22 protein-coding genes and 2 pseudogenes are annotated in these 23680 nt (G+C 61.4%); 4 read left to right on the top strand and 20 right to left on the bottom strand.

The window, feature by feature from the left end; translation table 11 throughout:
* Positions 1-10 precede the first annotated feature (10 nt).
* Together ACSYAO_RS13780 and ACSYAO_RS13785 are read left to right on the top strand one after the other, a co-directional pair.
* A pseudogene (locus ACSYAO_RS13780) lies at positions 11-1006 on the top strand (Y-family DNA polymerase); the annotation flags it as partial.
* A 144-nt stretch (positions 1007-1150) separates the two neighbouring features.
* Positions 1151-1249 (top strand): DUF4113 domain-containing protein, encoded by a 99-nt coding sequence (locus ACSYAO_RS13785; protein WP_440566987.1) that lies wholly within the window; start codon positions 1151-1153, stop codon positions 1247-1249.
* Between the two features lie 47 nt (positions 1250-1296).
* On the opposite strand, the gene ACSYAO_RS13790 is transcribed toward ACSYAO_RS13785, so the two are convergent.
* From ACSYAO_RS13790 to ACSYAO_RS13855, 14 genes and pseudogenes are all read right to left on the bottom strand, one after another.
* Positions 1297-2103, bottom strand: a complete 807-nt coding sequence (locus tag ACSYAO_RS13790; RefSeq protein ID WP_049460840.1) for a hypothetical protein — start codon at positions 2101-2103, stop codon at positions 1297-1299.
* 538 nt (positions 2104-2641) lie between these two features.
* A complete protein-coding gene (locus tag ACSYAO_RS13795) occupies positions 2642-3880 on the bottom strand; it encodes an abortive infection family protein (protein WP_223224645.1) in 1239 nt (412 codons plus the stop codon).
* Between the two features lie 44 nt (positions 3881-3924).
* On the bottom strand, positions 3925-5118 hold the full coding sequence (locus ACSYAO_RS13800) for a GIY-YIG nuclease family protein (RefSeq protein WP_049429062.1): 1194 nt from the start codon (positions 5116-5118) through the stop codon (positions 3925-3927).
* Positions 5111-7216, bottom strand: coding sequence for a DEAD/DEAH box helicase (locus ACSYAO_RS13805; RefSeq protein WP_188348070.1), 2106 nt, complete (start codon positions 7214-7216; stop codon positions 5111-5113). Before ACSYAO_RS13805 ends, ACSYAO_RS13800 begins: the two co-directional genes overlap by 8 nt.
* Positions 7213-9972 (bottom strand): DNA methyltransferase, encoded by a 2760-nt coding sequence (locus tag ACSYAO_RS13810; RefSeq protein ID WP_110712759.1) that lies wholly within the window; start codon positions 9970-9972, stop codon positions 7213-7215. The genes ACSYAO_RS13805 and ACSYAO_RS13810 overlap by 4 nt, the downstream gene beginning before the upstream one ends.
* A gap of 198 nt (positions 9973-10170) precedes the next feature.
* Positions 10171-12366 (bottom strand): fimbria/pilus outer membrane usher protein, encoded by a 2196-nt coding sequence (locus ACSYAO_RS13815; RefSeq protein ID WP_049463717.1) that lies wholly within the window; start codon positions 12364-12366, stop codon positions 10171-10173.
* Positions 12367-12369: 3 nt separating this feature from the next.
* Positions 12370-13029 carry a fimbrial biogenesis chaperone gene (locus ACSYAO_RS13820; RefSeq protein WP_440565780.1) on the bottom strand — a complete coding sequence of 220 codons (660 nt, stop codon included), beginning with the start codon at positions 13027-13029 and terminating at the stop codon, positions 12370-12372.
* Positions 13030-13159: 130 nt separating this feature from the next.
* Positions 13160-13660, bottom strand: a complete 501-nt coding sequence (locus ACSYAO_RS13825; RefSeq protein ID WP_049460831.1) for a Csu type fimbrial protein — start codon at positions 13658-13660, stop codon at positions 13160-13162.
* A 473-nt stretch (positions 13661-14133) separates the two neighbouring features.
* Positions 14134-14589 (bottom strand): hypothetical protein, encoded by a 456-nt coding sequence (locus tag ACSYAO_RS13830; RefSeq protein WP_149908584.1) that lies wholly within the window; start codon positions 14587-14589, stop codon positions 14134-14136.
* Positions 14582-14878 (bottom strand): hypothetical protein, encoded by a 297-nt coding sequence (locus tag ACSYAO_RS13835; RefSeq protein WP_049460827.1) that lies wholly within the window; start codon positions 14876-14878, stop codon positions 14582-14584. Before ACSYAO_RS13835 ends, ACSYAO_RS13830 begins: the two co-directional genes overlap by 8 nt.
* A 259-nt stretch (positions 14879-15137) precedes the next feature.
* Complete coding sequence (locus ACSYAO_RS13840; protein ID WP_006375809.1) at positions 15138-15617, bottom strand: JAB domain-containing protein; 480 nt, start codon at positions 15615-15617, stop codon at positions 15138-15140.
* Between the two features lie 216 nt (positions 15618-15833).
* Positions 15834-17036, bottom strand: a complete 1203-nt coding sequence (locus ACSYAO_RS13845; RefSeq protein WP_075677511.1) for an ankyrin repeat domain-containing protein — start codon at positions 17034-17036, stop codon at positions 15834-15836.
* A 66-nt stretch (positions 17037-17102) separates the two neighbouring features.
* On the bottom strand, positions 17103-17534 hold the full coding sequence (locus ACSYAO_RS13850) for a hypothetical protein (protein WP_125892011.1): 432 nt from the start codon (positions 17532-17534) through the stop codon (positions 17103-17105).
* A 228-nt stretch (positions 17535-17762) separates the two neighbouring features.
* A pseudogene (locus ACSYAO_RS13855) lies at positions 17763-17984 on the bottom strand (transposase); the annotation flags it as partial.
* A gap of 84 nt (positions 17985-18068) precedes the next feature.
* On the opposite strand from ACSYAO_RS13855, the gene ACSYAO_RS13860 reads away from it, so the two are divergent.
* On the top strand, positions 18069-19043 hold the full coding sequence (locus ACSYAO_RS13860) for a hypothetical protein (protein WP_149908585.1): 975 nt from the start codon (positions 18069-18071) through the stop codon (positions 19041-19043).
* Positions 19044-19253: 210 nt separating this feature from the next.
* Here ACSYAO_RS13860 and ACSYAO_RS13865 read toward each other — a convergent pair whose 3' ends face one another.
* The gene (locus ACSYAO_RS13865) at positions 19254-19610 is read right to left on the bottom strand and encodes a hypothetical protein (RefSeq protein ID WP_006375896.1); all 357 of its coding nucleotides are present in this window, start codon (positions 19608-19610) and stop codon (positions 19254-19256) included.
* 347 nt (positions 19611-19957) lie between these two features.
* On the opposite strand from ACSYAO_RS13865, the gene ACSYAO_RS13870 reads away from it, so the two are divergent.
* Complete coding sequence (locus ACSYAO_RS13870; RefSeq protein WP_046431413.1) at positions 19958-20239, top strand: hypothetical protein; 282 nt, start codon at positions 19958-19960, stop codon at positions 20237-20239.
* On the opposite strand, the gene ACSYAO_RS13875 is transcribed toward ACSYAO_RS13870, so the two are convergent.
* From ACSYAO_RS13875 to ACSYAO_RS13895, 5 genes are all read right to left on the bottom strand, one after another.
* Positions 20206-20544, bottom strand: a complete 339-nt coding sequence (locus ACSYAO_RS13875) for a hypothetical protein (protein ID WP_032971199.1) — start codon at positions 20542-20544, stop codon at positions 20206-20208. The genes ACSYAO_RS13870 and ACSYAO_RS13875 overlap by 34 nt on opposite strands.
* Before the next feature lie 379 nt (positions 20545-20923).
* Positions 20924-21496, bottom strand: a complete 573-nt coding sequence (locus tag ACSYAO_RS13880; protein WP_049460817.1) for a glycine zipper 2TM domain-containing protein — start codon at positions 21494-21496, stop codon at positions 20924-20926.
* Positions 21497-21526: 30 nt separating this feature from the next.
* Entirely contained in the window at positions 21527-22243 is a 717-nt protein-coding gene (locus ACSYAO_RS13885) for a hypothetical protein (protein ID WP_149908588.1), read from the bottom strand.
* 64 nt (positions 22244-22307) lie between these two features.
* A complete protein-coding gene (locus tag ACSYAO_RS13890) occupies positions 22308-23336 on the bottom strand; it encodes an ArdC family protein (protein ID WP_049460814.1) in 1029 nt (342 codons plus the stop codon).
* Between the two features lie 68 nt (positions 23337-23404).
* Positions 23405-23587 (bottom strand): hypothetical protein, encoded by a 183-nt coding sequence (locus ACSYAO_RS13895; RefSeq protein ID WP_149908589.1) that lies wholly within the window; start codon positions 23585-23587, stop codon positions 23405-23407.
* Positions 23588-23680: the final 93 nt, after the last annotated feature.

Consider the following 23680-nt stretch of genomic DNA (forward strand, 5'->3'; position numbering starts at 1 on the left):
GCATCTCTCCATGTTCGGCCTCGTTGACGGAAACAATTTCTACGCCAGTTGCGAGCGGGTTTTCAATCCCTCACTGCGCGGACAGCCAGTGTGTATCTTGTCTAACAACGATGGATGCGCGATCGCCCGCAGTCAGGAGTGCTAGGACCTGGGCGTGAAGATGGGGCAGCCCATCCACGAGGTGCCGCCCCGCATCCGCCGCCAACTGCGAATCTTCTCGGCGAGATTCGGCCTCTACGGGGACCTGTCAGGCCGGGTGGTGTCGGTGCTGCGGGAGTGGTTCCCGCGCGCGGAGGTCTACTCCATTGACGAATCGTTCGTGACGTTCGACGGTGTGCCGGCGGAGCAACGCGAGGCGATGGCCCGCCAGGCCCGTGCCCAAATCCTCCAGTGGGTGGGCATCCCGTGTTGCGTGGGTATCGGCCCCACAAAGACCTTGGCCAAGCTTGCAAACAAGCTGGCCAAGAAGACCCCGCACGGGGTGGTCACCGCCCTGCCCGGTTCCCCCGAGCTGGAAAGCTATCCGGTGGAAGACGTGTGGGGCGTGGGGCGCAAGCTCGCGGCCAAGCTGGGCGCCGAAGGCATCCTCACCGCGGCCGACCTGGCCAGAGCCGATTCCGACACCCTGCGCGCCCGCTACGGGGTCACGCTGGCACGCACCCAACGGGAGCTCCAGGGGGTGGTGTGCAGCGCCTTGGAGGAAGTGGAACCGGAGCGGCAGCAGATCGTGGTGTCGCGGTCTTTCGGCCAAGAGGTCACTTCACTGGAAGACCTTCAACAAGCGGTCTCCACGTTCGCCCAGAGGGCGTGCGAAAAGTTGCGGTCACGCTCGCTGCAGGCCAGCGGAGTGTGGGTGTGGCTCAACACCAACCCCTTCAAGCCGGGTGCCGCTCAATATCACCCCAGCAAGGCATTCAACTTCATCGCGCCCACGAGTGACACGCGCGAAGTGCTGCTGGTGGCCCAAGGGTTGGCCAAGGCCATGTGGAAGAACGGCTACCGCTACAAGAAAGCCGGCGTGGGGTTGCTCGACCTCACGCACGGCGACGTCCATCAGGGCGACCTGTTCGCCGGCATCGACCCCCGCTCGCAAGCCCTCATGAAGGTCATGGATCAGGCCAACGCGAAGTTCGGCCGGGGCACGATGGGCATGGCGTCCTCGGCCTGGCGATCCAAGGGGCCGGCGCTGGCCAAGCCGGTGTGGGCCATGAACCAGAAAAACTTGTCGCCAGCTTACACGACCCGGTGAGATCAGTTGGTGCGGGTCAGATGACCTGTCGGCGCGCGGACTCGGAGCTAATCCGCCACTGCGGGGAAGCGCTCCGCGTGGTCGGGATACAGGTCTACCATGAAGAACTCTCGGCGAAATCTTTCAAAGATTCCCGGGTCGCGGATCATGGCCTCAATCTGAGCTTGTGACCAAACCGCGCCATGCGCGGCAGCGCGGGCTCGCAGACGTTCCGCCTGCTGCTGAACAGCCTCTTGCGTGAGGTGGCATTCCGCGTAGCCTTCGACAATCAAGCGGTAGATGGTCTGCGCGCTCAACTGCCAGAACTCGTCGCCAGCTTGCGTTGCCCGAAGGGCACTCATGGCCCGCTCCGAGGACCGGGTCATCAGCAGGGCTTGATAGAACGAAGACAGCGCTGTTTCCAGATCTCCTGCCGATATCTGCCGTTTGGGAGCCAGGAATGCCCAGAAAGGCGCCCGATGCTCAGCACGAACAAAACTGGCGATGGCGCCCCCATGGCATGCGGCCACCACCGTGATGAGGTTCAAGCGCGTGGCCACGTTGAGGTTTACGAACGCCGGCTTCATGTCGTTCCACGTCAACCAAGACCCGTCAGCGAACTCCAGCCCACCCTCTCCACCGTGGCACTCGATGTGAAGCAACGGCACGTAGGGCTCCCTGGATGCTTGCTGAGCAAGCTGGGCCAGCAGATCGAGAAAAGCCCCGCTGGAAGGAACACGAACGCTGGCGATGTGAGGAACGCCGCCGATCACCTGCGCCCAGTCTTGGGCATCCGCGAACAGGCGGGCTGCGGTGTTGAGTTGGCCTTCCGGGAGGGAATCCACGATGAGAATTTGGTTGAAAGTAGCGTTCATCGGCGCCTCCCCAGCCCCGGACTGCCGCCTTGCACCACCGGGCTGCCACCTCGCCGCCGCCTCCCATCGTCGGGACCCAGCGCACGCTCTAGACGTTGCAGCGCTGTCTTGGGCGCTGGCCTGGTATCAACGGACGGCAGCTTGGCTATCTCAGCCTTACTCATTTTGGTCGAGGGCTTGAACCGATTCTTGGGAAGCTTTGTCTTCCCCGGCACTTTCTTCTCAAGCGGCTTCGGTTTCGGTGCAGGCGGCGCTTCGTCGAGCATGCCAAGCTTGGCAGCCACCATGCGCAGTTTCGACGGTGAATTGGCCTTGCGGAGAAAAATGCGCGCACGGCGCTCCGCGTAGGCCCGGGACCATCGCATGCGTGTCATTCCCTCGACGATGATCGTTTCCAGGAACCTCTCTTGGGCTGAGGTCAGAACAATCGGTCCGTTGGGCTGCCCCTTCTTTGACACCCGCTTCTTGGGAGAACGCCCAACAGGACCCTTCTTGCCCGAAGGCTGCGCCGACTTCGGCTTCCTTGCCGATCGAGGTGTCACCCATCCACCTCCGATTTGGCCGGCCGTGCTTGCGTGCGGTCCCGGTAGGTCTCCGTGACGAAATCCACAAACGCCACGGCAGACGCCACCGCCAAGCGCGCATGCCGGGGCTGCAGCCCACGGTGCTTACCGTCCTTGCCATGGCCGGTGCCGTAGAGGCGGCGAAGGTTGGCCAGGTTACCGGCGATTTGGTTCAGGTTGCTCAGGATGCGCTTGATGCACTCGGCCCCCTTGGCTTGGTCATCGATCCCTTCGGGCACCAGGTCCAAGCTCTTGGCCAGCTTCTTGGCCAAGTCGTTCATGTCGTCGCTCTTGCCTATCTCCACCCCCATCTTGCCCAGGATGGTCTTGCAGCACGATTCCACCAGCTCCTTGGCGCTGCCGATGGCCAGCTCGGGATCTTTCTCAACCGCGTATTCCATGCGCTGTATCTGCTTGGCGATGGCGCCCGCGTCCAAGGAATCGGCGGCAGACCTTCCCCTCTCAAAGGATCGGTGACCGTTGGAGGTCAACGGGCGGGGTTCATACCGGGCCCTTCCTGCGATCCGCTCGACTTCGACCAAGTGCCAACCCGCTTGCCGCAGTTGGTCGTTGAGGTGCTCAACGATGGTGGCGGCCTCCTCCCGGTCAGGCCTCACCACCGGGTGGACCATCTCCGCCAAGAACCGCAGGAAGGTATCGGCCGGACCATCGAGCAACGGGAAACGGTCGTCGTCGAAGATCCAGTAATCGTCCCAGTCAAAATTGTTGACCCGGTGCTGGTAGATGTCCCCGGCCGCATCCTTGTAGCGCGGATCGGTGGATGGCAACCGCCGAAGCTCGTAGATGCGGCTCAGGAACTCCGTGTCGTCCAACGCGCCGAACACATTCACCTGCTCCAGCCGAAGCCCATCGAAGATGTTCCGGCGGACGTTTCGGGGAATGGCAACCGGAGAGGCGGAGCGCCAGTCTTCGTTTTGGCCCACGATGGGAATCAACCGGGCGGCGAAGAAGTCGCGGCCATTCGGGGGGATGGCTTCCGACAATGCCTCGGTGATCTGTTCGCATACGTCCTTGAGCTTGGGCCGCAAGCGCGCGAACTCCGGCGCCGGCACCTCCAGCAACACGTTCCAGTAGTTCGTGCCCCCATTCCAGGTATCAGACGTGTCGTGCTGGATAGATGCGGTGGAGGTGCGAAGAAGATCAGCCGCGTCGGTGTGCCCACTCTCTTGGAGCAGCACGTAAGCGGCGCCCAAGCACCGCTCCAACACGTGGTCATCGAGAGGGTTCGTCAGCACGATCAGCTCCGGCGAACCAGCATCGCTTGGGCGGGGTCGTAGACGTAATCGGTGATGCTCCCGTCTTGGATGCGCTTGACCGCCTCGTCAATCACCGGAAGCGGGACCAAGAACCACTCCCGCGGCTTCACAGGAACTCCCATCCGATCTCGGAGGGTTAGCTCAAGACGCGCAGGCTGGAAGATGCGATGAAAGATGTTCTCAAGGCGAATGGGATTAACGTTGGCGAGCTTGTAAGTCGCGATGACCTCCACCTTTGCCAACATGTAGGTCGACTCCCTCTCCGCGTTAGCAATCCTGGTCTCAACCTTACCCCCGGTAACGCCGATCTTGTGGATCAGCTGCTGATTCTCCTGGACGTATGAATTGCGGGAAAGGCTCCGCAGCACATAGATGGTGCCGTTCACCACGTCGTCCGTTTCCAAAGCATCCCCAAACAGGGGACCGTAATCGTCGTCGGTGATGCGTCGGCCGGTGTCGTCCTTGTAGAGCGCCCGCTGCAAGGAGCGCTCGAGCAAATCGCTCTCGGTGCCGTTGGAGTAGATCACGCGCAGCCTGGCGTTGGATTCCCCATTGGGCGTGCGCACCGGCTCGCCTACCTCGGCGACGTAAGCCATCTGCCCGCCGAGAATGAAGAAGTTGCCCTTCTCCACGCTGGCGTCGCGGCCAAACCGCAGGGTTTTCCGGAGCCCCGACTTGAGATCCCCCTCCACGCGCTCAAAGAGCGGTGCAAAGCGCTCAAAGTCTGCGCAAGGCGTGCGGCTGGCGATGTCTTCCAAGGCCTTGCGCTCTTCATAGGACCGAACGTGACGCAGCTGGGTGATGTCGTCCTCTGCTCCTCCTTCGCTCACACCCAAGTCGGCCAGCAGGGCGTCATCGTCCACCGATTCATCTTGCCCGGTGGCAGCAAGGGTTGGGGCTTCTCGGAGCAATCCGTGCGTATCCAAGGGCATGAGCAATGGATGTGCATCGGCAAGCAACCGCAGGCGGTCCAGGCGCACGGCGAACAGGCGTTCAAAGATGTCGCGCTCCTCTCCATGCTGAGGAGCACGCCCATGCTCATCCACGAACCGGAGGATTTCCTCGAAACCGGCGATCAGCCGTTCTTCCTGGGGCGTTCGGGCAGCGGCCTTGATCGGGGCCAGATCTTGCCCCAGTTCGGCCAATAAGGCCTCGTCTTCGTCCCAATCAGCCATGATCGCTGCCTCGAGCCTCTGCCGCCTTGCGTTGCTGGACGTGCTTGGCCAAGGCCACCACGCCTTCAGCCATCTTGCGCTCCCAAGGGTCTGGCGAGTTGATGTCGGGGGCTCGCTGCTTTTCTGCCTTGAACGCGCGGGCACGCAGGGCCAACGCCTTGGCTTCGTCGTAAGGAATGGCCACGCGCTTGGCTGAAATGCTGGCCTGGACCTGACGGAGAATCTTCTCATCCATGGCCTTGGCTAACACCGCGTAGGCTGCATCGAACGGGTTGATCCGGTCGATGAGGTCAATGTTCAAATCCCGCACGTTGACGAACTTCCGCACCCCGTCGATGAGCGAGGTGTTGCCCTGCTCCCCCTGGGCATCGTCTTCCGCCAGACGCTGCTTGGCCTGTTGGGTCACGTTGAGCGCGGCGATGGCGTGCTGACGGATGGCCTCCTGGTCTTCCGCGGTCAGGTCCGGGTATCGGTCACGCACGATCTTGCCGAGCTGAACCTGGGTCAGGTCTTCGGGCAGGGTGTTTTCCTTGTCGAACAGCCCACGTTCCACCGCCGTCTTGTCTTGAATGAAGGTGGTGATCACCTCGTTCAGATCCTCACGGCAGATGCGCGCCGCTTCGGGCGAGGTCGGCATGGCCAGCCCCCCAATCTCCACGTGAACTTGGCCCGTGGTCGGATTGACGCCCACGTTGTGACCGCCCTCTTGGTAGCCGTCGTCGCCGTAGTCAAAGCCGTCCATCTTGCCGGCGTTCTTAGGCGTGAACTCGAACCGCGGGGCCAGGACCTGCTCCATGAGCAAGCTGGCCGCGATGGCTTTCAGGGTGTCGTTGACGGCGTCCACGACCGCGGCCTCGTCGGCAGCGGGTTCGGCGATGAGGTTGGTGAAGCGGGATCGCTCCTTGCCGGGCGCATCGCGGGTCGCGCGGCCGATGATCTGAACGATTTCGGTCAAACTGCTGCGGTAGCCGATGGTCAGCGCGTGTTCGCACCAAATCCAGTCGAACCCTTCCTTGGCCATCCCTAAGGCAATGATGATGTCGACGTGGTCTCGGTCGTCCTTGTGCGCAGGATCCTTCAGCGCCGACAGAACCTTGGTGCGCTGTGCAGCGTCGGTGTCGTCCACCAGGTCGGCAACCTTGAGCACGCGTCCGTCGGCCAGCTCGACCTGATGGAACCCCGTGGCCGGGTCCAATCCCTTCCAGGTGCCCAAGCGGGACATGATTTCCTCGACCTCACGGTGCTTGTCCTTGAGGCTCTCCCGGGCATTGACGTTGGGGATGTGGACGATGGTTTTCAGGCCAGGATCCAGCACCTTCATGATCGCGTCCAGGTAGCGGCCGGTGTAGAAGAAATAGCCGATGTCTAGGGACTTGAGGTAGGTGTAGCCGTTGAGCTGCTCGTAGTAGGTGTAGGTCACCGTTTCAAAGCGTGCCTCGTCCGAGGGCGAGAGCACCGCCACGGTGTCTCCACGGAAGTAGGAACCGGTCATCGCCACCACGTGGACCTGTCCATGCGCGATGAGCTGACCCAGCTGACTGCCCAGCTTGTTGTCCGGGTTGCTGCTGACGTGATGGAACTCGTCGATGGCGATCAAACGGTTGTCGAAGGCCTCGATACCGAACTCGTCCACGGCGAAGCGGAAGGTCGCATGGGTGCAGACCAGCACCCGGTCATCGCTGGACAGAAACTCGCCAACGGCTTTGATTTTGGACTTGGCGACCTTCCCGTTGTCTTCGCCCGGTGCGTTGCACAAGTTCCACTGTGGCCGAACCACCCAATCGCTCCAGAACCCATGCTTGCTCAGCTCTTCGTCGGCAAAGCTGCCCCCGATCGAGCGTTCGGGCACCACGATGAAGGCCTGCTTTAGCCCTTGGTTCTCCAGCTTGTCCAACGCAATGAACATCAGGGCTCGCGACTTTCCCGAGGCCGGAGGCGACTTGATGAGCAGAAACTGCTCGCCCCGCTTGCCGTAGGCTCGCTCCTGCATGGGCCGCATGCCAAGCGCGTTGACCTTGTTCGACTCCCCGGTGCGAGCGGCCGTGATGGAGACGGACGGCACGGTGTGCCGATTGGTCGGATTGGTTTCCATGGTCATTTCGCCCTTCCCCCCTTCTTGGGCTTGGCCGGCGCGGCCGTCATCTTGGTGTAGAGATCGAACAACTTTTCCAGCCGCTCAGTGTCGTTTCGGAATCTGCGACCGATGTAGATTCGATCGATCACATCATCGTTCCGTTCATGAGCTTGGCGCAGATCCTCCGGCATTTGATCAGCGACATACAAATCCGCGATGGTGGATGGATAGTGCGCCTCTCTCGCCAGCAAAATCTCCTGGGCACAGGTCATTAGATCTATTCGATTCTGATCCGTTAACAGCGGAACAGGAAAGCTGTTGTAGCAGACGCCCGATGAGTAGCGAAGATCTGATTTCATTCGCCCCGCAGTCAACGACACCCAGGCAAGATGCATTCGAGAACAAATCAGCGACAACACATACAGCGGCGCATCATAGATAGCCTGGGCAGCGTCCGATATCACAACATCACTACCCACCAGGCCAACCGGAATGTGCGGCCGCTTTTCCGATGAAACACGCGGAACAATTATCGAAGTGGCCTTAGCCGTGATCGTGCGCTCAAAGCGATGTGGCGTATCAACCCCTAATTTGCCCCGCTCGCTACCACCCTCTCTATAGGCGACAATCGCGTCCAACCGCTTCTTGATGAATGGGATCGAGTTCGCCAAAGCCGCCTTATCGTCATCGATCCAAAGGCAATAACGCTCAATTCCATTGATGAACTCCATGGAGCCAAGAATTTTCCTTACGAGAACCGCAGCCTCCGGATGACCTTGGAGTAACTCGTCCTTTTCATTAGAGGTGAGCATGAAGTTACCCAGATCCCGAGGAATATTTCCCGCAACCATCTCAGGCAGACCTGAAATAGACTGCGAGTGCTTTTCCACGATGACATTTGGACCGTTCACCAAATAAGCGTTGATATTCCCAACGACCTGCCGCTGAGAATCCCTGTAAATACATTTGTCACCGACCCGCCGACTCGAAACCCCAACGACCACACAAATTACGTTCGCGTTGTTGCTTGCATTATTGGACCAATAAAAGTCCTTATGGGCGAAAAATATTTCCTGACCCCTAGCAAAAATTTGAGGCCAAATAATGGGAACCTGAACCCCCTGACAAATTGAATTTGTTGATACGAACGCAAATGCCCCGCCCCTTTCGATATATTGAGATGCCTTCCAGAACCATCCGGCAATGTAGTCCATTGCTTTGTGCTTGCTCCTAGGCCCTAGCACAGATTTCAAATCAGCCTTTTGAGAGTCTGTCTGGAACTTATCTCCCACATACGGTGGATTTCCGCAAATGTAGGTTTCTCCACCCTCGTTTTCAAAGTCGATTTCGGACTGATCGGCGGGAGCAGTGAACAAGTCGTCGCCCTGGAGGTTGACCTCGGTTCCTGTCGGCGGGCAAACGGAGAGCCAATCGATGCGCAAGGCGTTGCCGCAGGTGATCCAGTTCTTGCTGTCGAGCGGAAGGACGGTAGCCAACGCCTGCTGCTGCCCGCGGTAAAGCACGTCGCACTGAAACTCGGCAATGATGAGCGCCAGCCGGGCAATCTCGGCGGGGAAGTCGTTGAGTTCAATGCCACGGAAATTGTTGATCGGGATCTCGGATTTCCGGTCCTCCTCGCCGCGCCGCCGGTTGATCTCCGCCTCAATCTTGCGCATTTCCTTGTAGGCGATAACCAGGAAATTGCCGGACCCGCACGCCGGATCGAACACACGGATGTGCGCCATCCGCTTGCGCAGGTTGAGCAGCTTGGCCTTGTTGTCCTCCGCGGATTCCAGATGTGATCTCAGGTCATCCAAGAAGAGCGGGTTCAGCACCTTCAGAATGTTCGGCACGCTGGTGTAGTGCATGCCCAACGATCCGCGCTCCTCCTTGTCGGCCACCGCCTGAATCATCGACCCAAAGATGTCTGGGTTGATCTGGCGCCAGTTCAGTTCACCGATCCGGAGCAGATACGAGCGTGCAGCCCGGGTGAACCGCGGAACTTCTGTGCTGCCTGAGAACAACCCGCCATTGACATAGGGAAATGCCAGCGCCCAACCATGAAGGCCCGCGCTGGGACGATCATCGGATTTCAAGTTCATCGCCGTGAACAGCGTTCCGAGCACGGCGTCTGTGTTCGATCCGTCAGGAGCCGACATCCGGTCCACGGTGCGCGTGAACAAGCTATCGCCGTGGAAAATGTCCGTGTCCTCGGCGAAGAAGCAGAAGATCAGTCGGGCCATGAAGTGATTCATGTCCGATCGCCGCTCGTCGGTGTCCCAGTCCGGGTTGTGGGTCAGCAGCTCCACGTAAAGCTTGTTCAGACGGCCCGTCGCCCGGACATCGATCGGGTTTTCCTTGATCTCCTGAACGGTGGTGATGCCAGCGAAGGGCAGGAAATAGCCAAAGTGCTCGGCCAGCTCGGCATAGGGGCATGCCAAAGGCTCCCCTGTGGCCAGATACTCCGCCTCAAGGGATTCACCGTCGGTGGCAAGGACGAGCTTGATCCGATACGTCGAGTTCTTGGCGCTGGCCTTCAACGCTTCGAACGTCTCACGCACCTTTCCTCGTTCGCACACTGCCAAGTGGATGTGGTTGCGTTGAAGAATGGCCCCTGGAACGTCGGAAAGATTCGTCCCGCCGGACCCGACTTTTCTCAGGCGCTTGAGGGTGACCTCGTTGTTGCCAAACGCCGCCAAGAACTGGAAGGGGAACTCTGCAGAATCAAAGGGAGCCTGGGCCAGCTCATAGATGGCCTCTTCGATTTCCACCGCGTTCATAAGGCCAAGATCCACGACGAAGCCCCGCCGTGACAGGCGCGGCGGAAGGGAGGATGGGAGCAGTCCACGTGGCGTTGAAGCAATGACATCCGGCAACTCTCAAAAGACAGGTCCCAAGTATCGTTCAGCCCCATGGTAGAGGGCCACTTTCGCAGCACCTGCGACGTAGCAAGCCTTTGTTTCCAAAGGCTCTCCCCATCAGCGGCAAGCCACCTCGGCCACCGTTTGCGCAGCCCGAAGGTCCGCAGGCAGCTGGGCCTTGCAGACCCCTTCCACGTCCACCGTCTGGCCGGGGCGCGGCTGCTCCAGGTAGAGCACCCCGTCATAGCCCACCTGGGTGGTCTCGGTCGCCGTCTTGGCCACCATGCCCGCTTCGATGGCCGAGCCAGTGAGGCGGAAGGTTCGTGCGGTCTCGGTCAGGACCGGGAAGGTAAGGTGCATGCCGGCTTGGCGGCCAGCGGTGGCGGTTTGCTCGATCTCGGCCAATTGGGTGCCCAGTGGCAGCGCCCGATCGTCTACGCGAACCTCCGTGGGCACCATCGGGGTCACCTCGCCCACCACCAAGCGGCCCTGGGCGTTGGTCTTCCCCACCAAGCGGCCACCCACCCTCACCGGCACCCCGGCTTGGCCGGGCACGTCCACCACGGCGAAGGATTCGGCCGGACCCAGGAACGTCACGCCCTGGCGTTCCAGGTGGACGGCACCGGTCATCGAACCGGAAGTCCAGGTGCCGTTGGGCCCTTGCTCGGCGTTGATCTGGGCCCACCCTGCCCGGGTGGTCCAGTTGGCGTTGGCCCGGGCGGTCTGGCCAGCCGCTCCCTCGTCCACCGAGGCAGACAAGCCGACCGGGGTTCCCAACACCGTGGGACGGGCGCGTCCTTGGACGGCCCAGGCGGTGGCATCGGGGGCTTGCCGGGCCCTAACGCTCACGCCCTTGCCCCGGCCGAAATCGTAGCTATAGCCCACCTCCACCCGGGTTTCCTTGCGCTCCAGATCCCGCAAGGCGGAGACGGCCACGGTGTGCCCGTTGCCACGCCAGGTCAGTCCGGCGTCGGCGTAAGCGGTGCGAAAGCGCGGCGTGCGCACGTCCGAATAGCTGGCCCGAAGGGACCACTGGGGCGTGGGCCGCCAGAAGACCGAGCCTCGGGTGCGCTGCTCCACCTCCACCGCATTGGAGGCGCGCAGGCGCCAGTAGTCCTGTTGGCGCTCGTGCTCCAGGCGCACGCCAAACCCCGGGCCGCGGTAGTCGTAAGCCATGGCCTGCCGTTGGCCGCCTTGGGTTGACGTGCCCACTTCCAGATCCAGCGTGCCGTAGGTGCCAAGCACCGTGGTGGCCCCCAACGCCACGTTGGCCTTACCGTTCGATGAGGTTTGGGCGGTGCCGCGCAGGCTCCACCGGTCATTGAGGCCCCAAGCCACCGACCCGGTCGCGCCCAATGCCTCGTAATTGCTCTCCCCTTGCCGCACCCGGCCGGCGGCGACTTCCCAGGTGGTGAGCCCTTTGCGCAGCAACGTGGGGGCAACGTAGAAACGCTGATCGCTCACCACCGTTTCGCGGCCGTAGGGGTCTCGCACCACCACTTGGGCTTGCTGCGCACCGGCGCCCAAGGCGCTGCCATCGGCCGTGAACGGCCCCTTCCCCACCTGGCCCTGCAGCACACGGGCGCGGTTGGCCAGGACTTCGACCGTGGCCGGATCGAGCGCCACGCCACCGAGCATCGGGACGGGATAGGTGGGCGTCAACGGGTCCAACGCCCGCGGGTCCTTGGCCACGCGCACCCCGCCCAGGTTGACCGGAGAGGACGACGGACCAGCGAACACATCGCCGGCCTGGTAAGTCACCAAGCGGTTGGGATCGTCTTTCTGCCAGCGCGTCACGCCGCGAACGTAGCCGGTGCCCGACGCGTCGGTGTTGACCTGCCCGCTGGTGCTGACAACGCCCCAACGGCCCGCCTTGCGGACTTCGTGCCCCAAGGAGAGCGCCTGCTGTTGCTCGGACACCATGCCCGCCACGCTGTAGTTCACCAGCACCCCGGGAGCGGGCGGCGCGATGGGGCCGCGCTCGGCGCGGACACGGGCCACGCGCTGGGCTTTGAGCCGGTCTGCCGGCAAGTCCAGAGCGACCGTGGCGCTGGCCTCGTCCACGGCAAAGCCCACGCCCAGCGCCTGGGCGCTCATCGGATCCGTTTGACCCGGTGGAAGCTGGAGTCCGACCTCGCGCCACGTGGCCGGCTCGGCGAACCACTGACCGCCTTGCTGCCAGAACGTGAGCGGATCCGCCTTGGCCTTGCCGCCGATCACCGGCACCAGGAACGCGGGTGCCACGCCTTCGGGCACCGCTGCGCTGGCCGACGATGCAGCCAGCAACAACAACGCCAAGGCGTGGCCACGCATGGATCACCGCCCCACAGGGACGGTGACGGGCTGGCCGTTGACGGTGATTGAAAGGTTTTCAGCGCGCTGCCCGGGCTGGGCCTCGTAGGTCATTGAGGCCCCCGGCAGGGTCCAACCCAACGCACCCTCGCGCCACGGCTTGCCACCAGCCGGGCCGATGGACGACACGCGGGCGGCGGTCTGGCCGTGGTTGGTCAGCCGGTAGCCCTTGGGCACCGCCTGGACGGTCACCTGGGGGATGGGTGCATTGGTTGCTTCAAAGGCCACGGGCAAGTTCTGGTTGACCAGCAACTGGACGCCTTGGACGTTGGGAGCCCTGAGCTGCATTAGCAGGACGCGGTAGTAGCGCCGCTCGCCCAGCGCGCCCACCCTCATCAACCGGGCGGTGCGCTTGGATTGGGGCGGGACGTCCACGAAGGTCGGCGCCCCCACGATCTCCGTGGTGGGTGAAAACACGTTCTGCCCCGTGGCCTGATCCCACCCCATCGCTTTCACCTGGTAACGCACCGAGGCGTCGCCGCTGTTGTGCAGCGTCACGGCGACGTGCTTGGCCGATGTATCGCCCATCAGGATGGTGGGGCCAACGGAGATGGAACCGGCGGACGCCGAAAAGGACAGCAAGGACGCGGCGGCCACGGCCAAAAAACGTTGGGAATGGGTCATGGGGTCTCCTTTGGGGGTGTCTCCATTCAAGCTAGATCGGAATACCATTCCGTCAACCCATACCTACTCATCGTTTCGGAAACAAAAAGCCCCCGGGGCAAGCCGGGGGCGTCGGGACAACCGATGGGGATCAGTTGTAAGCGGCGGTGACGGTGACCGTGTCGGTGTAGTTGCCGCCCACGGCCTGCTTGAGGGCCAGGAAGCGCACCGCGTAGTTGTAGCTCTGGACGGTGCCGTCGCCAACGCCGGTGAACGCGTCGGTGTCATCCCCCCAGACTTGGCTTCCCTGCGGGTCCTTGAAGAAGCCGTAGGGGATGTAAGCCCCGGCGCCGTTGGTCACAGCCCGGTAGGTCTCATACCCGGACAGCAGGCCGAAGTTCTGCCCTTGGCCCGGCGAAATGGAGTAAGTCGTGCCCGCGTTGCACACGATGCTCAGCCCGGAGGTGCGGGCGGCAGCTTCAGAGATTCCCGACCAGTCCATGCCTTCGATGGAGGTCACGGACAGCTGGCAGGTGTTGGTCAAGGTGCCCTGAATCGTCAGGTCCGCGGTGGTGTCGGCGGCGAACGCGGGCACTGCCAGCGAAGCCAGGGCGATGGGCAGAAGGGCGCGAAGGAAGGTCTTGCGTGTCATGGGTATCGTCTCCTTGAGAGGGATTGAGTGGGGATGAGTAGCCCCAGAAAGGGCCATCCCCTTACCGATACCTCGAATCTGAAAACGCGCAAGGGGGCCCATTGCTACCTAGCCGCCTTTGCCTCGTTAGTCTTCGGTGATAGAAGGACTTTTATCTGACGCGCCTCGCTCATCTAGGAATGCCCTCCACTCGTCGGTCTTGACGACTTTCGCTACCGCCTCTTTAGTAGCGGCTTCCCAGTCGACTCCAGACCCAATACGAAAGGGCCTCATAAAGGAGCGTATCCAAGAATGACCGGCTGAAAACTCCCCAGCCTTTTGTTGAACGTTGTGACAATTTTTCATGGCTTGTCGCCCCTTGATTAACCAGCGGACCGCGCCGGATACGGGTTCGGGTGGACTGCCCCCGAACTGGGCTGGGTAGATCTGGATGCGCACTAAAGTGGGCCAGGCGGGGCCCATTGAGCCAGCGGTCAGAGCCTGGCTCGTTTGCCACCGGCGGCTGACTGTTGCCATACCCGATCCAGCTCACGAGCCCGGTGCTGAGCCATTGCCTCCTGAATCATGCGCTGAAGGACGAACGCAAAAGCGTCGGTCACAAAAACGCCCACGCCGATCCCGCAATCATCCGGCAAGCTGGAAATCTGTTTTATCGATGGCTGGTGAATGACCTCGTCGAGCTCAGGGGGCAACGGGTCCACGAACGTGTCAATGAACGCCCTCACCTCGGTTTCGGCTGCTTTGCAAAGGTCGGCGTCAGTGAGCAGCGCCCGCAAGTCGGCAAGCGTGGGAAGCCACACCGTATTGAAGAGCGGGCCACCCACCGAGGGACTGACGAAATGGATGCCGTGAAGCACGGATGCCCTCTCACTCTTTCCGAGCTCTCCGTCTCCCCAATAACCGTTCATCGGAGGAGTCACGTCACCCATCATTAGCCAGTTCTGCGCGCCGCCCCTGCTCTTCTCGCCAGCACTTGAGCAGGTGTTTGTAACCGGGCTTGGCTTGGGGGACGTGGAAGGATCGTCCGTAAGTGTTGGCCTTCCCGCCGTTGTGGAGCTCGACGGCATGAACCGCGGTCCAAGTGGTCGCCCAGCCCAGGCTGTCGTCCTCTTCAAAGCTGACGGGCTCCAAGGAGACCGCTGCATAATTTTCAATCAAGCCGGGATTCAATCCCAACGCGATCATCTTGGTTTCGTTGGTTGTGACGGTTGCGCTCATGTGACACCTCTTGGCTTGGTCGGCGGCATTGCCTACCCCTTAATTCAAGGTAGATCGCCCTGGAAATTTGTCCACGGCCTTAGTGGACAAAATCTTGACTAAAAGCAAAAAATGCGGCGCTAAGGCCGCAGTTTTTCCTAACATCACTTATCGCGCCGAAGGCGTTGGTGCTTTCCATCCATGCGGATGCTTTTTCAGATGCCGGCGCGCAGCGGCCGCCGGCGGCTTCCGCCGCAGGTCTTTGCTTTAAAGGGGGTGGTCACACCCACCCTCGTGAAGCCATCGACACGTGCGAGGTGCCCGCGATCACAAGGTGATCCAGCACTCGAATGTCGAAAAGGGCAAGGGCCTGCTTGAGGCGGTCGGTGATGGCGCGGTCGGCAACGCTGGGCTCGGGGTTTCCGCTGGGGTGGTTGTGAAAGAAGATGACCGCGGCGGCGTTGTGGTCCAACGCCTTCTTGGCGACGATGCGTGGATGGACTTCGCACCCATCGATGGTGCCTTGAAAGAGGTGCTCGGTGGCAAGGATGCGGTGGCGGGCGTCCAGGAACACCGTGCCAAACACTTCGTGATCCAGGTGCGCGCAGCGGGCAGTGAGGTAGTTGCTGGCACTGGAGGGGTCGGTGATGGCCTCGTGGCGCTGCAGGCGACGCTCCAAGATGTGCGAGGCGGCCAAGAGGATGCCCTCATCGTCCATGGCCAGCTGGTATTGGGCCCGAATGTCGTTGGCTCGCTTCACTTGCTTTCTCCACCGGCGCGGGATTAGCGACGGGCGGGCGTGGTGTCTGCGGCGGAGGCGGTCAGTGGGAGCAGGCCGACAAGGGCCAGAGAAAGAACCAAGACGCGCATGAGGCCTCCTTTCATGAATGGGTTGCACTACCCATAACAAAAGGTTTGGTTTGCGCAACGGGATCTAGAAAAGAAAAAGGCGGCTTTCGCCGCCTTTCCCTTGGGCTTAGAAGCGCGCTCGCAAGCGAGGGGCTTCCTGGGTTTGGCTGTCCTGCCCGTGGGCCTTCATGGCCGCACCAACCTGGCGTTTGGCATCGGCCCCAAACCCGCCTTCCGGTGGCTTCCAAGCGTTGGCGGGCGGGAGCAGGCTGACCAGGAGCTTGGCCCTCTCTTGAGCCCGCAAGTCGTTGAAAAATGGCTTGCCGCTGTTGATCGGCGCTTCGCCCTTTTGGTTTTGGATGTGGGGATCTGCGCCCGCCTCAATCAGCGCACTCCAGACAGTGGCATCGCGGCCCGCATGAAGAGAGGTATTCCCGTTGTTGTCTTGGGCGTTCATATCCGCCCCTGCCTTGGCGAGCGCTTCAATCGTCTCTGGAAAAATCGCACGGTGGATCGGCGCCTGGCCGTCCATTCGCCGTGCAATGACGTCTGCGCCTGCACGGGTGAGCAAGGCCACCGCCTCGGGGTCCCTGGCTATATGCAGCGGTTGATTCCCCTGGTCATCGCTCGCCGCGGGATCAAGGCCTGCTTTCAGAAGTTCCTTAAGCGCGCCCGTGTTCGCCTCGAAGAGAGGGGTTCGCCCTCGGTTATCCCGGGCTAGGATGTCTGCCCCGGCCGCAATCAAGGCGCGGGCCTCCGTCTGCCCGGTTGCTCGGAAGAGAGGGGTTTGCCCTTCATTATTCCTCGCGCTGACATCCGCTCCCGCCTTCAGCAACGCTTTGAGACTGTCGTTGTGTGCGCCAAACAACGGGGTGTTCCCTTGGGTGTCGCGAGCGTTGATGTCAGCGCCAGCCTTCACGAGCTCCCTTAAAGCCCCTTCGCTCGCTCCGAAAAGGGGCGTTTTCCCTCGGTTATCGCGCGCATGAATGTCTGCCCCGGCCGCAATCAACGCCCTGGCATCCCCTTGCCCTCTCGCGTTAAAAAGCGGTGTTTCCCCTTGGTTATTCTGCGCATTGATGTCTGCCCCGGCCTTGATCAGTTCAATCACGGCTCCCTCGCTTGTCACAGAATGAAGCGGCGTATTTCCAAGGCCATCCCTCGCTTCGATGTCAGCCCCAGCATCCAACAGCCTCCGAACTTCGCGCGGGTGATGCGCATCATGAAGTGGCGTTTGATCCAGCCAATCTTCATCCCTTGCGTTCACATCAGCGGGGATTTTGGTAAGCCCGATTTGCTTCAGAAGAACGTCTTTGAGATTCGAAATGTTCAACCCACACCTCCACAATAGTATTTTGACCTCCCACCATTAGCAGAAAATCAGAACCTCGCAAGGGAATTAAATAGAAGAAGACGGCTCTTGCCGCCTTTCTTTTTCCATGTCAAAACCGTTGTCGGATTCGAGGCTTCTGGCTTCCCTTTCCTCACCCTGGGCTTTCATGGCCGCACCGACTTGACGTTTGGCGTCGGCCCCAAATCCGCCTTCCGGTGGCTTCCAAGCATTGGCAGCGGGAAGGAGCTCGTCAAAAAGCTTGGATCGGTTGTGGGCACGAATGACCTGATCGGATTGATCATTACCTGGCCGCCCCAGAAGATCCGTGGGCGTTGTTCCTTCTAAATCGGGATCCTGAGGCGTGCGTCCAGCCTTGAGCAGGTCACCGGCCCATTCTGCATCGCCGCATGCAACAGCGAAGTGGAGCGGATACTCGGTCGCGGCCGTCAGGAAGGCCTCGTAGTCTTGCCGCTGTCGATGCGGGCGTCCTCCTTCCACTCATCTTAATTTGTCTCGTCGTCCCAATGCTCGTCAAAAGCGGCCTGGCGGAGCTCGTCGGGTAATCCCCCCATTTTTAGCAGCGGCCAAAAGTAGAAATAGGGATGGTCTGATCAATTCACACTGAGTCGTGGGTTTTCAGCGCCGGAGTCATCCTGGGCCTTCAGACGCGGCGGACTGCCATGTTTTCCGCTCTCGAAGTGCCCTTGCGGGCACCTCAAGACGGAGTTACCCCTGTGCCGCCAACAGCTTCCGGCGCACCATCCACAGGTTGGACAGCGCGAACAGGGTGAGCACCTGTGCCGTGTTCTTGATCAAGCCGAGATAGCGCACCTTGGTGTAGCCGAACTGCCGCTTGATCACCCGGAACGGATGCTCGACCTTCGCGCGCAGACTAGCCTTGCAGCGCTCCCAGCGCTCAACCTGTTCGAGCTCACGCGCGTTGCCAATGGGGAATTCAACCGGAGGATTGAAGAACGGGCTTGAAGGCTTGAGGATGAGCTACCTGGACCCGCAAACCGTCACGAGACCCCGATGGACTACCCTGACCTTGCCCCCCTGGAGGAAATCTCCTGTCCGTTCGCCGTTCTTTCGAAGGGCCCAAAATTCATCGCCGCCTGGCTTGCCAAGCGCACTGAGGAGCGCTACCGGGAGTTCACCCGTGCCGCGCTTGAGGGTCAGGTGTTCCCCGAGAACGCGGAGGCCATGACCTCGGAAGATTTTCTGGCCATGCTGCGGGCATTGGAGATGGACATCGAGGCCGAGAAGGCCACCGTCTATGGCCGCCTTGCCTGTTCAATCGCTACCGGCAGAACCGCAGGCCATCTCAAGCGCCACTTCATTAAGGCGCTGAGCGACCTGTCGTTTGGCCAGGTCGATCTTCTGCGACGCGCTTTAATCACCGAGCGTCACCACGTGTTTCCTGGCACCGGCGGGGGTAACCTGGACCCAAAAGAATTCCTTGGACTGCAGTCGAAAAGCAGCATCAATCGCCAGACCTTTGAACGCTGGGGCCTGATCGAAGAGAAAGGACTGAGCCTCGCAGGCCGACGGTTCGTGGAGGCTTGTTTTACCAGCGATGAGTTGGCGCCCTCCTCAGTGGGCTTTCAGGAATGGGCCAAGGGTCGCATCCACATCGTTTGCAACGAGATGGGCGCGCCGAGCTGCCACAGCGTCCTGGTCCAACTGACCGAAGATGGGCACCGCCGGGCCATCCATGTCCACAACAGCGCAGCACTTCGGGGACGCTCCAACCGCCTGCTGACACCCGGCCCCGTCATGGTGGTCCTTCTCACCGATAAACCCCAGCGTCTCGCCGACGAATGGACCACGGTGGAAGACACCATCCGAGGAAGAGTCCTGGCCGTGGTGGCCACGACCGATCCGAATGCGCCGTTGCCCGTCGCCATGACGGGCTTGGAACGCATAGATGCGTCACCGGACCGTGCCGCAGAAGCCGTGACGGCGATACTGGAGCGCTTTGAAGCAAAAGGGTTACGGGGCACCTGAGACCGCGATGTTAAACCCGATTCGACCGGTCATTGGAAGTGGCCGCCAACTTTATGGCGGCCAACGAGCACTACTTACAGACCAAACGAGGCTTCACGGACAGCGACTTGCATGCCGGACAGAAGAGCCCCAAGTTGATCTTCCGCTGAAAGTGATGACTGCACTTCTCGCAAACAAAAAGGTAAGGCGCCCCTGGAACGAAGCCGGGCATCACTTTCCTTCCTTGCGCTTGAAAATGACCTTTCCGCCAGCCTCGTATTCCACATCGTAGCCTTTGTAGATTGCGAGGATCAAAGAGAGACCAAGGCTTGCGGCGGTGATGATGCCGATGATCTCGACTCCAGTGACTGTCGCGACCGCCCCCAGGCTGAGCGTGCTGAGCCCAGCCGTTACTGGAGCGAGCCCAACTGCAGCAACGATTGCTGCAACACCGACGGCACCAAGCTTGGCGAACTTGCGCGTCTTCTTCAGGTCGTCTGCCAACTTGCCCACAACCACAATCTGCTGCGCCTTTGCATTCTTGGCCGCTTCCAGCTCATCCCGCGTCCTTACTGTCACGCTTGCCATAACGCCCCCTGTTGTTAGCAATACCAGTGATGGATACCCTGGGCAGGATAGCCGAAGGGAACACCGTGTTCCTAGCAGCAATGATGGTGCCCAACTGTCTCTCCAGCTGAGACACGAACTCAACGCATCCGCTGCCACGGGTCGTCCTTGGGAGCCTCCACCGTAACCTCGGCAACGTCGTCTTCAGCGCGCCATGCCTTCCCTTCGAGCACCATGGTGGGACCCCTGGAACGTGCGATGGCGGCCTCTTTGGCGGTCGGCGGGTTCCATGACCGATGCTCCTCTAGGTAGCGCTCCGTGGACGGCCTCAACGGCAGGCCACCGCTCGGCAATGGCAACGTCCGATCATGGCGTTCGTCTTGCTGACGGGCATAGGCGACTTGCTCGGGCTCCCCAAGCGCCTCTCGGTGGGCATCCAGCAAGCGATCGACAGCGTCCACGTCCCCGCGGGCATGGAGCGATTCGGTGTAAAGCGCTTGAAGCAACGGGTCACGCTCTTCGTGAATCTCTTCGCCTGTGTCTTCGCCTTGGAACAGCCCATCGTGGCGTGGGCGGGCGTCGACGGGGTCTGGGCGCAACCGACCGTGACTCGTTCTCATGCCCGCCTCCGCGCCAGCCCGCTGCCGTGAAGCAGCCCGCATGCGATCGAATAAACGACAAGAGCCAGCGTGGATGACAGGTATAGGTTGGAAGGATCCAACCAGACTTGGCTCACCACGTGCTGTAGCTGGTAAGCCAGCAGTGCCAAGCACGCGTAGAACACGGCCAAATGCCACATCAACGCAACCACGGATGGGGCGTCCTCTTGGCCGGCTTGGAACGCCTCCCAGCCCCTGCGTGCGCTGCGGGCTTTGGACGCGCACAGCCACGCGATTCCGAAGGTGATCGCAAACATGGCGAGCTCAAACAGCACGACCACCAGAATAACGGTCATGGGATCCTCTTCTGGGTTGGGAGCAGGCCATGGGCCTGCAGGTAAGCGTGGACTGCCTGTCGGGTCACGCCCAGGCGCTTGGCAATTGCAGGGCCGTTGTTCCCCTGCTCCAGGAGGCGCACCACCAGAGCGTGTTGGTCAGCCAGTGGGCGCCGGGGCTTTTGACGCAACCCCAGGTGGGCCAGATCGGCGCTCACCACGGGCGATGGAACGCCCAGGGCTTGGGCGATGGCGGCGCGGCCGTGTCCCTCTCGGACCATCCGGGCGACTTCGGAGCGGCGGTGGGCAACGGATGGCCGCTTCATGAGCTCAACCAGAAGCCCGCAAGCCGTGCCTTCGCAATACACGCCTCCACCAACGTGTTCGCTTTTGTGCATCCTTACGGCCCCACGCGCACGCGAGCGCTGTTATTGTCCGACCGGGCATTGATGCCAATGGCACAAGGGCTTCCGCACGAATAATCGCCAATGCGCACCGGCGAAGCATCAAGCGGCACCACCCGGGTCTTCTTACCCTTCCCCACCAAGAAGACCCGATCACCTTCGCGCACATCCACATCGGCGTCTTGGACCACCGCGAGGACGCGCTGGCGGCGATCGGACAGATCGCGCACGTAGATCTCCACTGCGGTGCGGCCGCTGAGGCCCTTTTGAACCGCGGTTCCGGCAACCGCACCGATGACGCCACCGGCCACCCGGGCTGCATTGCGGTAGTCCCGGCTCTTGACCTGGTTCGCAGCCCCATAACCAACGGCCGCCCCGATGGCAGAACCAGCGTTGAGCCGCTGGTCGGACTTCAGTTGGACCGTGCGGACCATCAGGACTTCGCCCAAACGGGCGTCTTGGACGGACAGGGCTTCGGACGAACCGTAACGGCGAGCGGAGGTGGAATCGGCAGCAAAGGCGGCCGGAGCAGACAACGCCAGCGCAAGGGCCAGAACAATGGTTTTCAAGGCGCACCTCCATTTCATGAGTAGGTTCCCCTATTCATAGATCGATTCTGGAAATGCGCAAGGGGTCGCTCTTGTTCGTGAGCGTCGCCCATTGAAAACTGGCTTGATCTTCAACTCTTTTCGCCGGCAGTAGTCGCAGAGCCCTTGCCTGCTCACCCCAAGGTGCCTTGCAATCTTGCCAAGTGAATGCCCTTCATCGATCAAGCCTTGCAAGCGCTCCGGGCCGCAGATGCTGGGCAAGAGCCCACGCAGGTTCTCTGGGATGGGACGAGAAGGCCCCGGACGCACCCAGCCCAACTTCTTTGCCGCATAAATCAGCCGTCCCGACGTCACTCCAAGAATGCATGCCATTTCCTTCATGCTTTTTCCCTGCGCAATCCATACCTCGAATTCCGCCAAACTGATTTCGACCGCCCCCCTGAAGTTTTTCTTTAACGATCCGGTCGCTTTTTTGTCGGACTCGATCGAGTCACGACTGACATCAAACGTTTCTGCTATCGCACGCGCACTGAGCCCTTGAGCCACCAAGGATGGAACGATCGCCCTTCTGTGGGCCAACTCATCCGCCGATGAGCGATAACGGACTTTCAGCCCGACCGCTCTGCGCCCCTTTCTCGGAAATCCCGTTGCCCGAAGGTCAACGTGAATGGTCATCACCGACCTATTAAAGAACGTCGCTATTTCCCGAGCTGATCTGCCTTCTTCGGCCATCCGAACGACTTCGTTTCTCCTCTGCTGGATGTTCATTCAACCTCCTTTCGTATGCGATACCACCCACTGATAAAGGAGAATCGCAATCGCGCAAGGGGCATCAGGACACCATCACGTGATTCCGTCGCCTGGTCTTCTCACGTGCTTTCGTGCGGGCCTTTGTGCCGTTAGGTTTTTCAAGCTCCTGCTGGTTGGCCGCCACCGGCTGCCGCTGCTGCTCAACCTTCTGGAGCGGCTCGCGAACCAACTCGGGCACCTTCAGGAATTCCACCACCCGCTCGGCCGCCGCCGCGGCTCGGAAGAGCTCTCGGGGATCGTCCCGGAGGATTTGGATCCACGACTTCACGTAAGCCGCGTGTTGGGTGGGATCGTGGCCAATGCCTAGGCGTTCGCCCATCAGCATGCTGGAGATCTCGGCGACAAGTTCTTCCTTGGCGTAGTCGATGCTCCCAAAAGCCCCCTTCTGATCGCGGTTGAGGCGGGTGGGAAAGCCGGTCCAGTGGCCCAGTTCGTGCAACGCGGTGGCGTAGTAGCCGCTGGCCGAGTGGAAGGTGTTGCGCTGGGGCAAGTGGATGCTGTCGGTCATCGGACGGTAGAACGCTTGGTTGCCCCCGTCGTGGTGGATCTCGGCTCCGCTGTCCTTGAGCACCGCTTCGCAGGCCTGGTGGATGTCGGGCTCTGGGCGCAGGGGTGGCAGGACCAGTGCCGGCAACCCATCGATCTGCATCGCGTTGAACACCCGGGGGAAGAAGACCTTGGAGCGGGCCTTGGCGATGAGCTCGGGGTCCCCGCTCTTCTTGGCCTCTTCGACCGGCGACCAGTCCCAATACTCGATCACGCTGGCTTTCTCGCCTTTGCGAACCTGCGCGCCCACGGCCGCGGCTTGCTTGTAAGTCATCCACCGGTTGTCCTGGGTGTCCCAGGCGCTCTGTAGGGCCCACAGGTGGAGCAGGTTTCCGCCCCGGTAGCTCTTGCCCGTCGTGGGGTTCATGGGCAACCCGAGGTCCACGCGGGCGTCCCAGGGCTTGAGGAAGGGGCCGGTGCCCTCCTCCATCTGGCGGATCAAGCGCTCGACGACGTCGCGGGAGTGGCGCTGAAGGAAGCTTTCGTTAGGGGTAGCATCGGACACGGACAGGCTCTCCTGGAAGGCAAGGAAAGGCGCCTGTCGGCAACGCCAAGTGGGTTAGGCTGGAAACTTCAATCCTGAATGGTGACGGCGCGCCCCTGCTCCAGCAGGCTCTCCAGCAACGCCAAGACCCGGTCGATGGTCAAACCGGTGCCGGGGTCCCCGTCGCCCTCCTGGAGCTGCACGCGGAGGCCCTCGGGGATTCGGTGCACGGTGAAACGGGGGGAGGCCGCCAAGGCGTCTTGGCGGTCCATGCTGTCGTCTACGAAGGCATCTGAAGGAGTCATGGTTTCAGCATGCGACAGGATGGGGATTTGGCAAGCCCCCGCCCCGGCTGCACCTGCTAA

The organism is Stenotrophomonas sp. STK16_22 (assembly GCF_051984505.1).
Taxonomy (GTDB): Bacteria; Pseudomonadota; Gammaproteobacteria; order Xanthomonadales; family Xanthomonadaceae; genus Stenotrophomonas; species Stenotrophomonas maltophilia_A.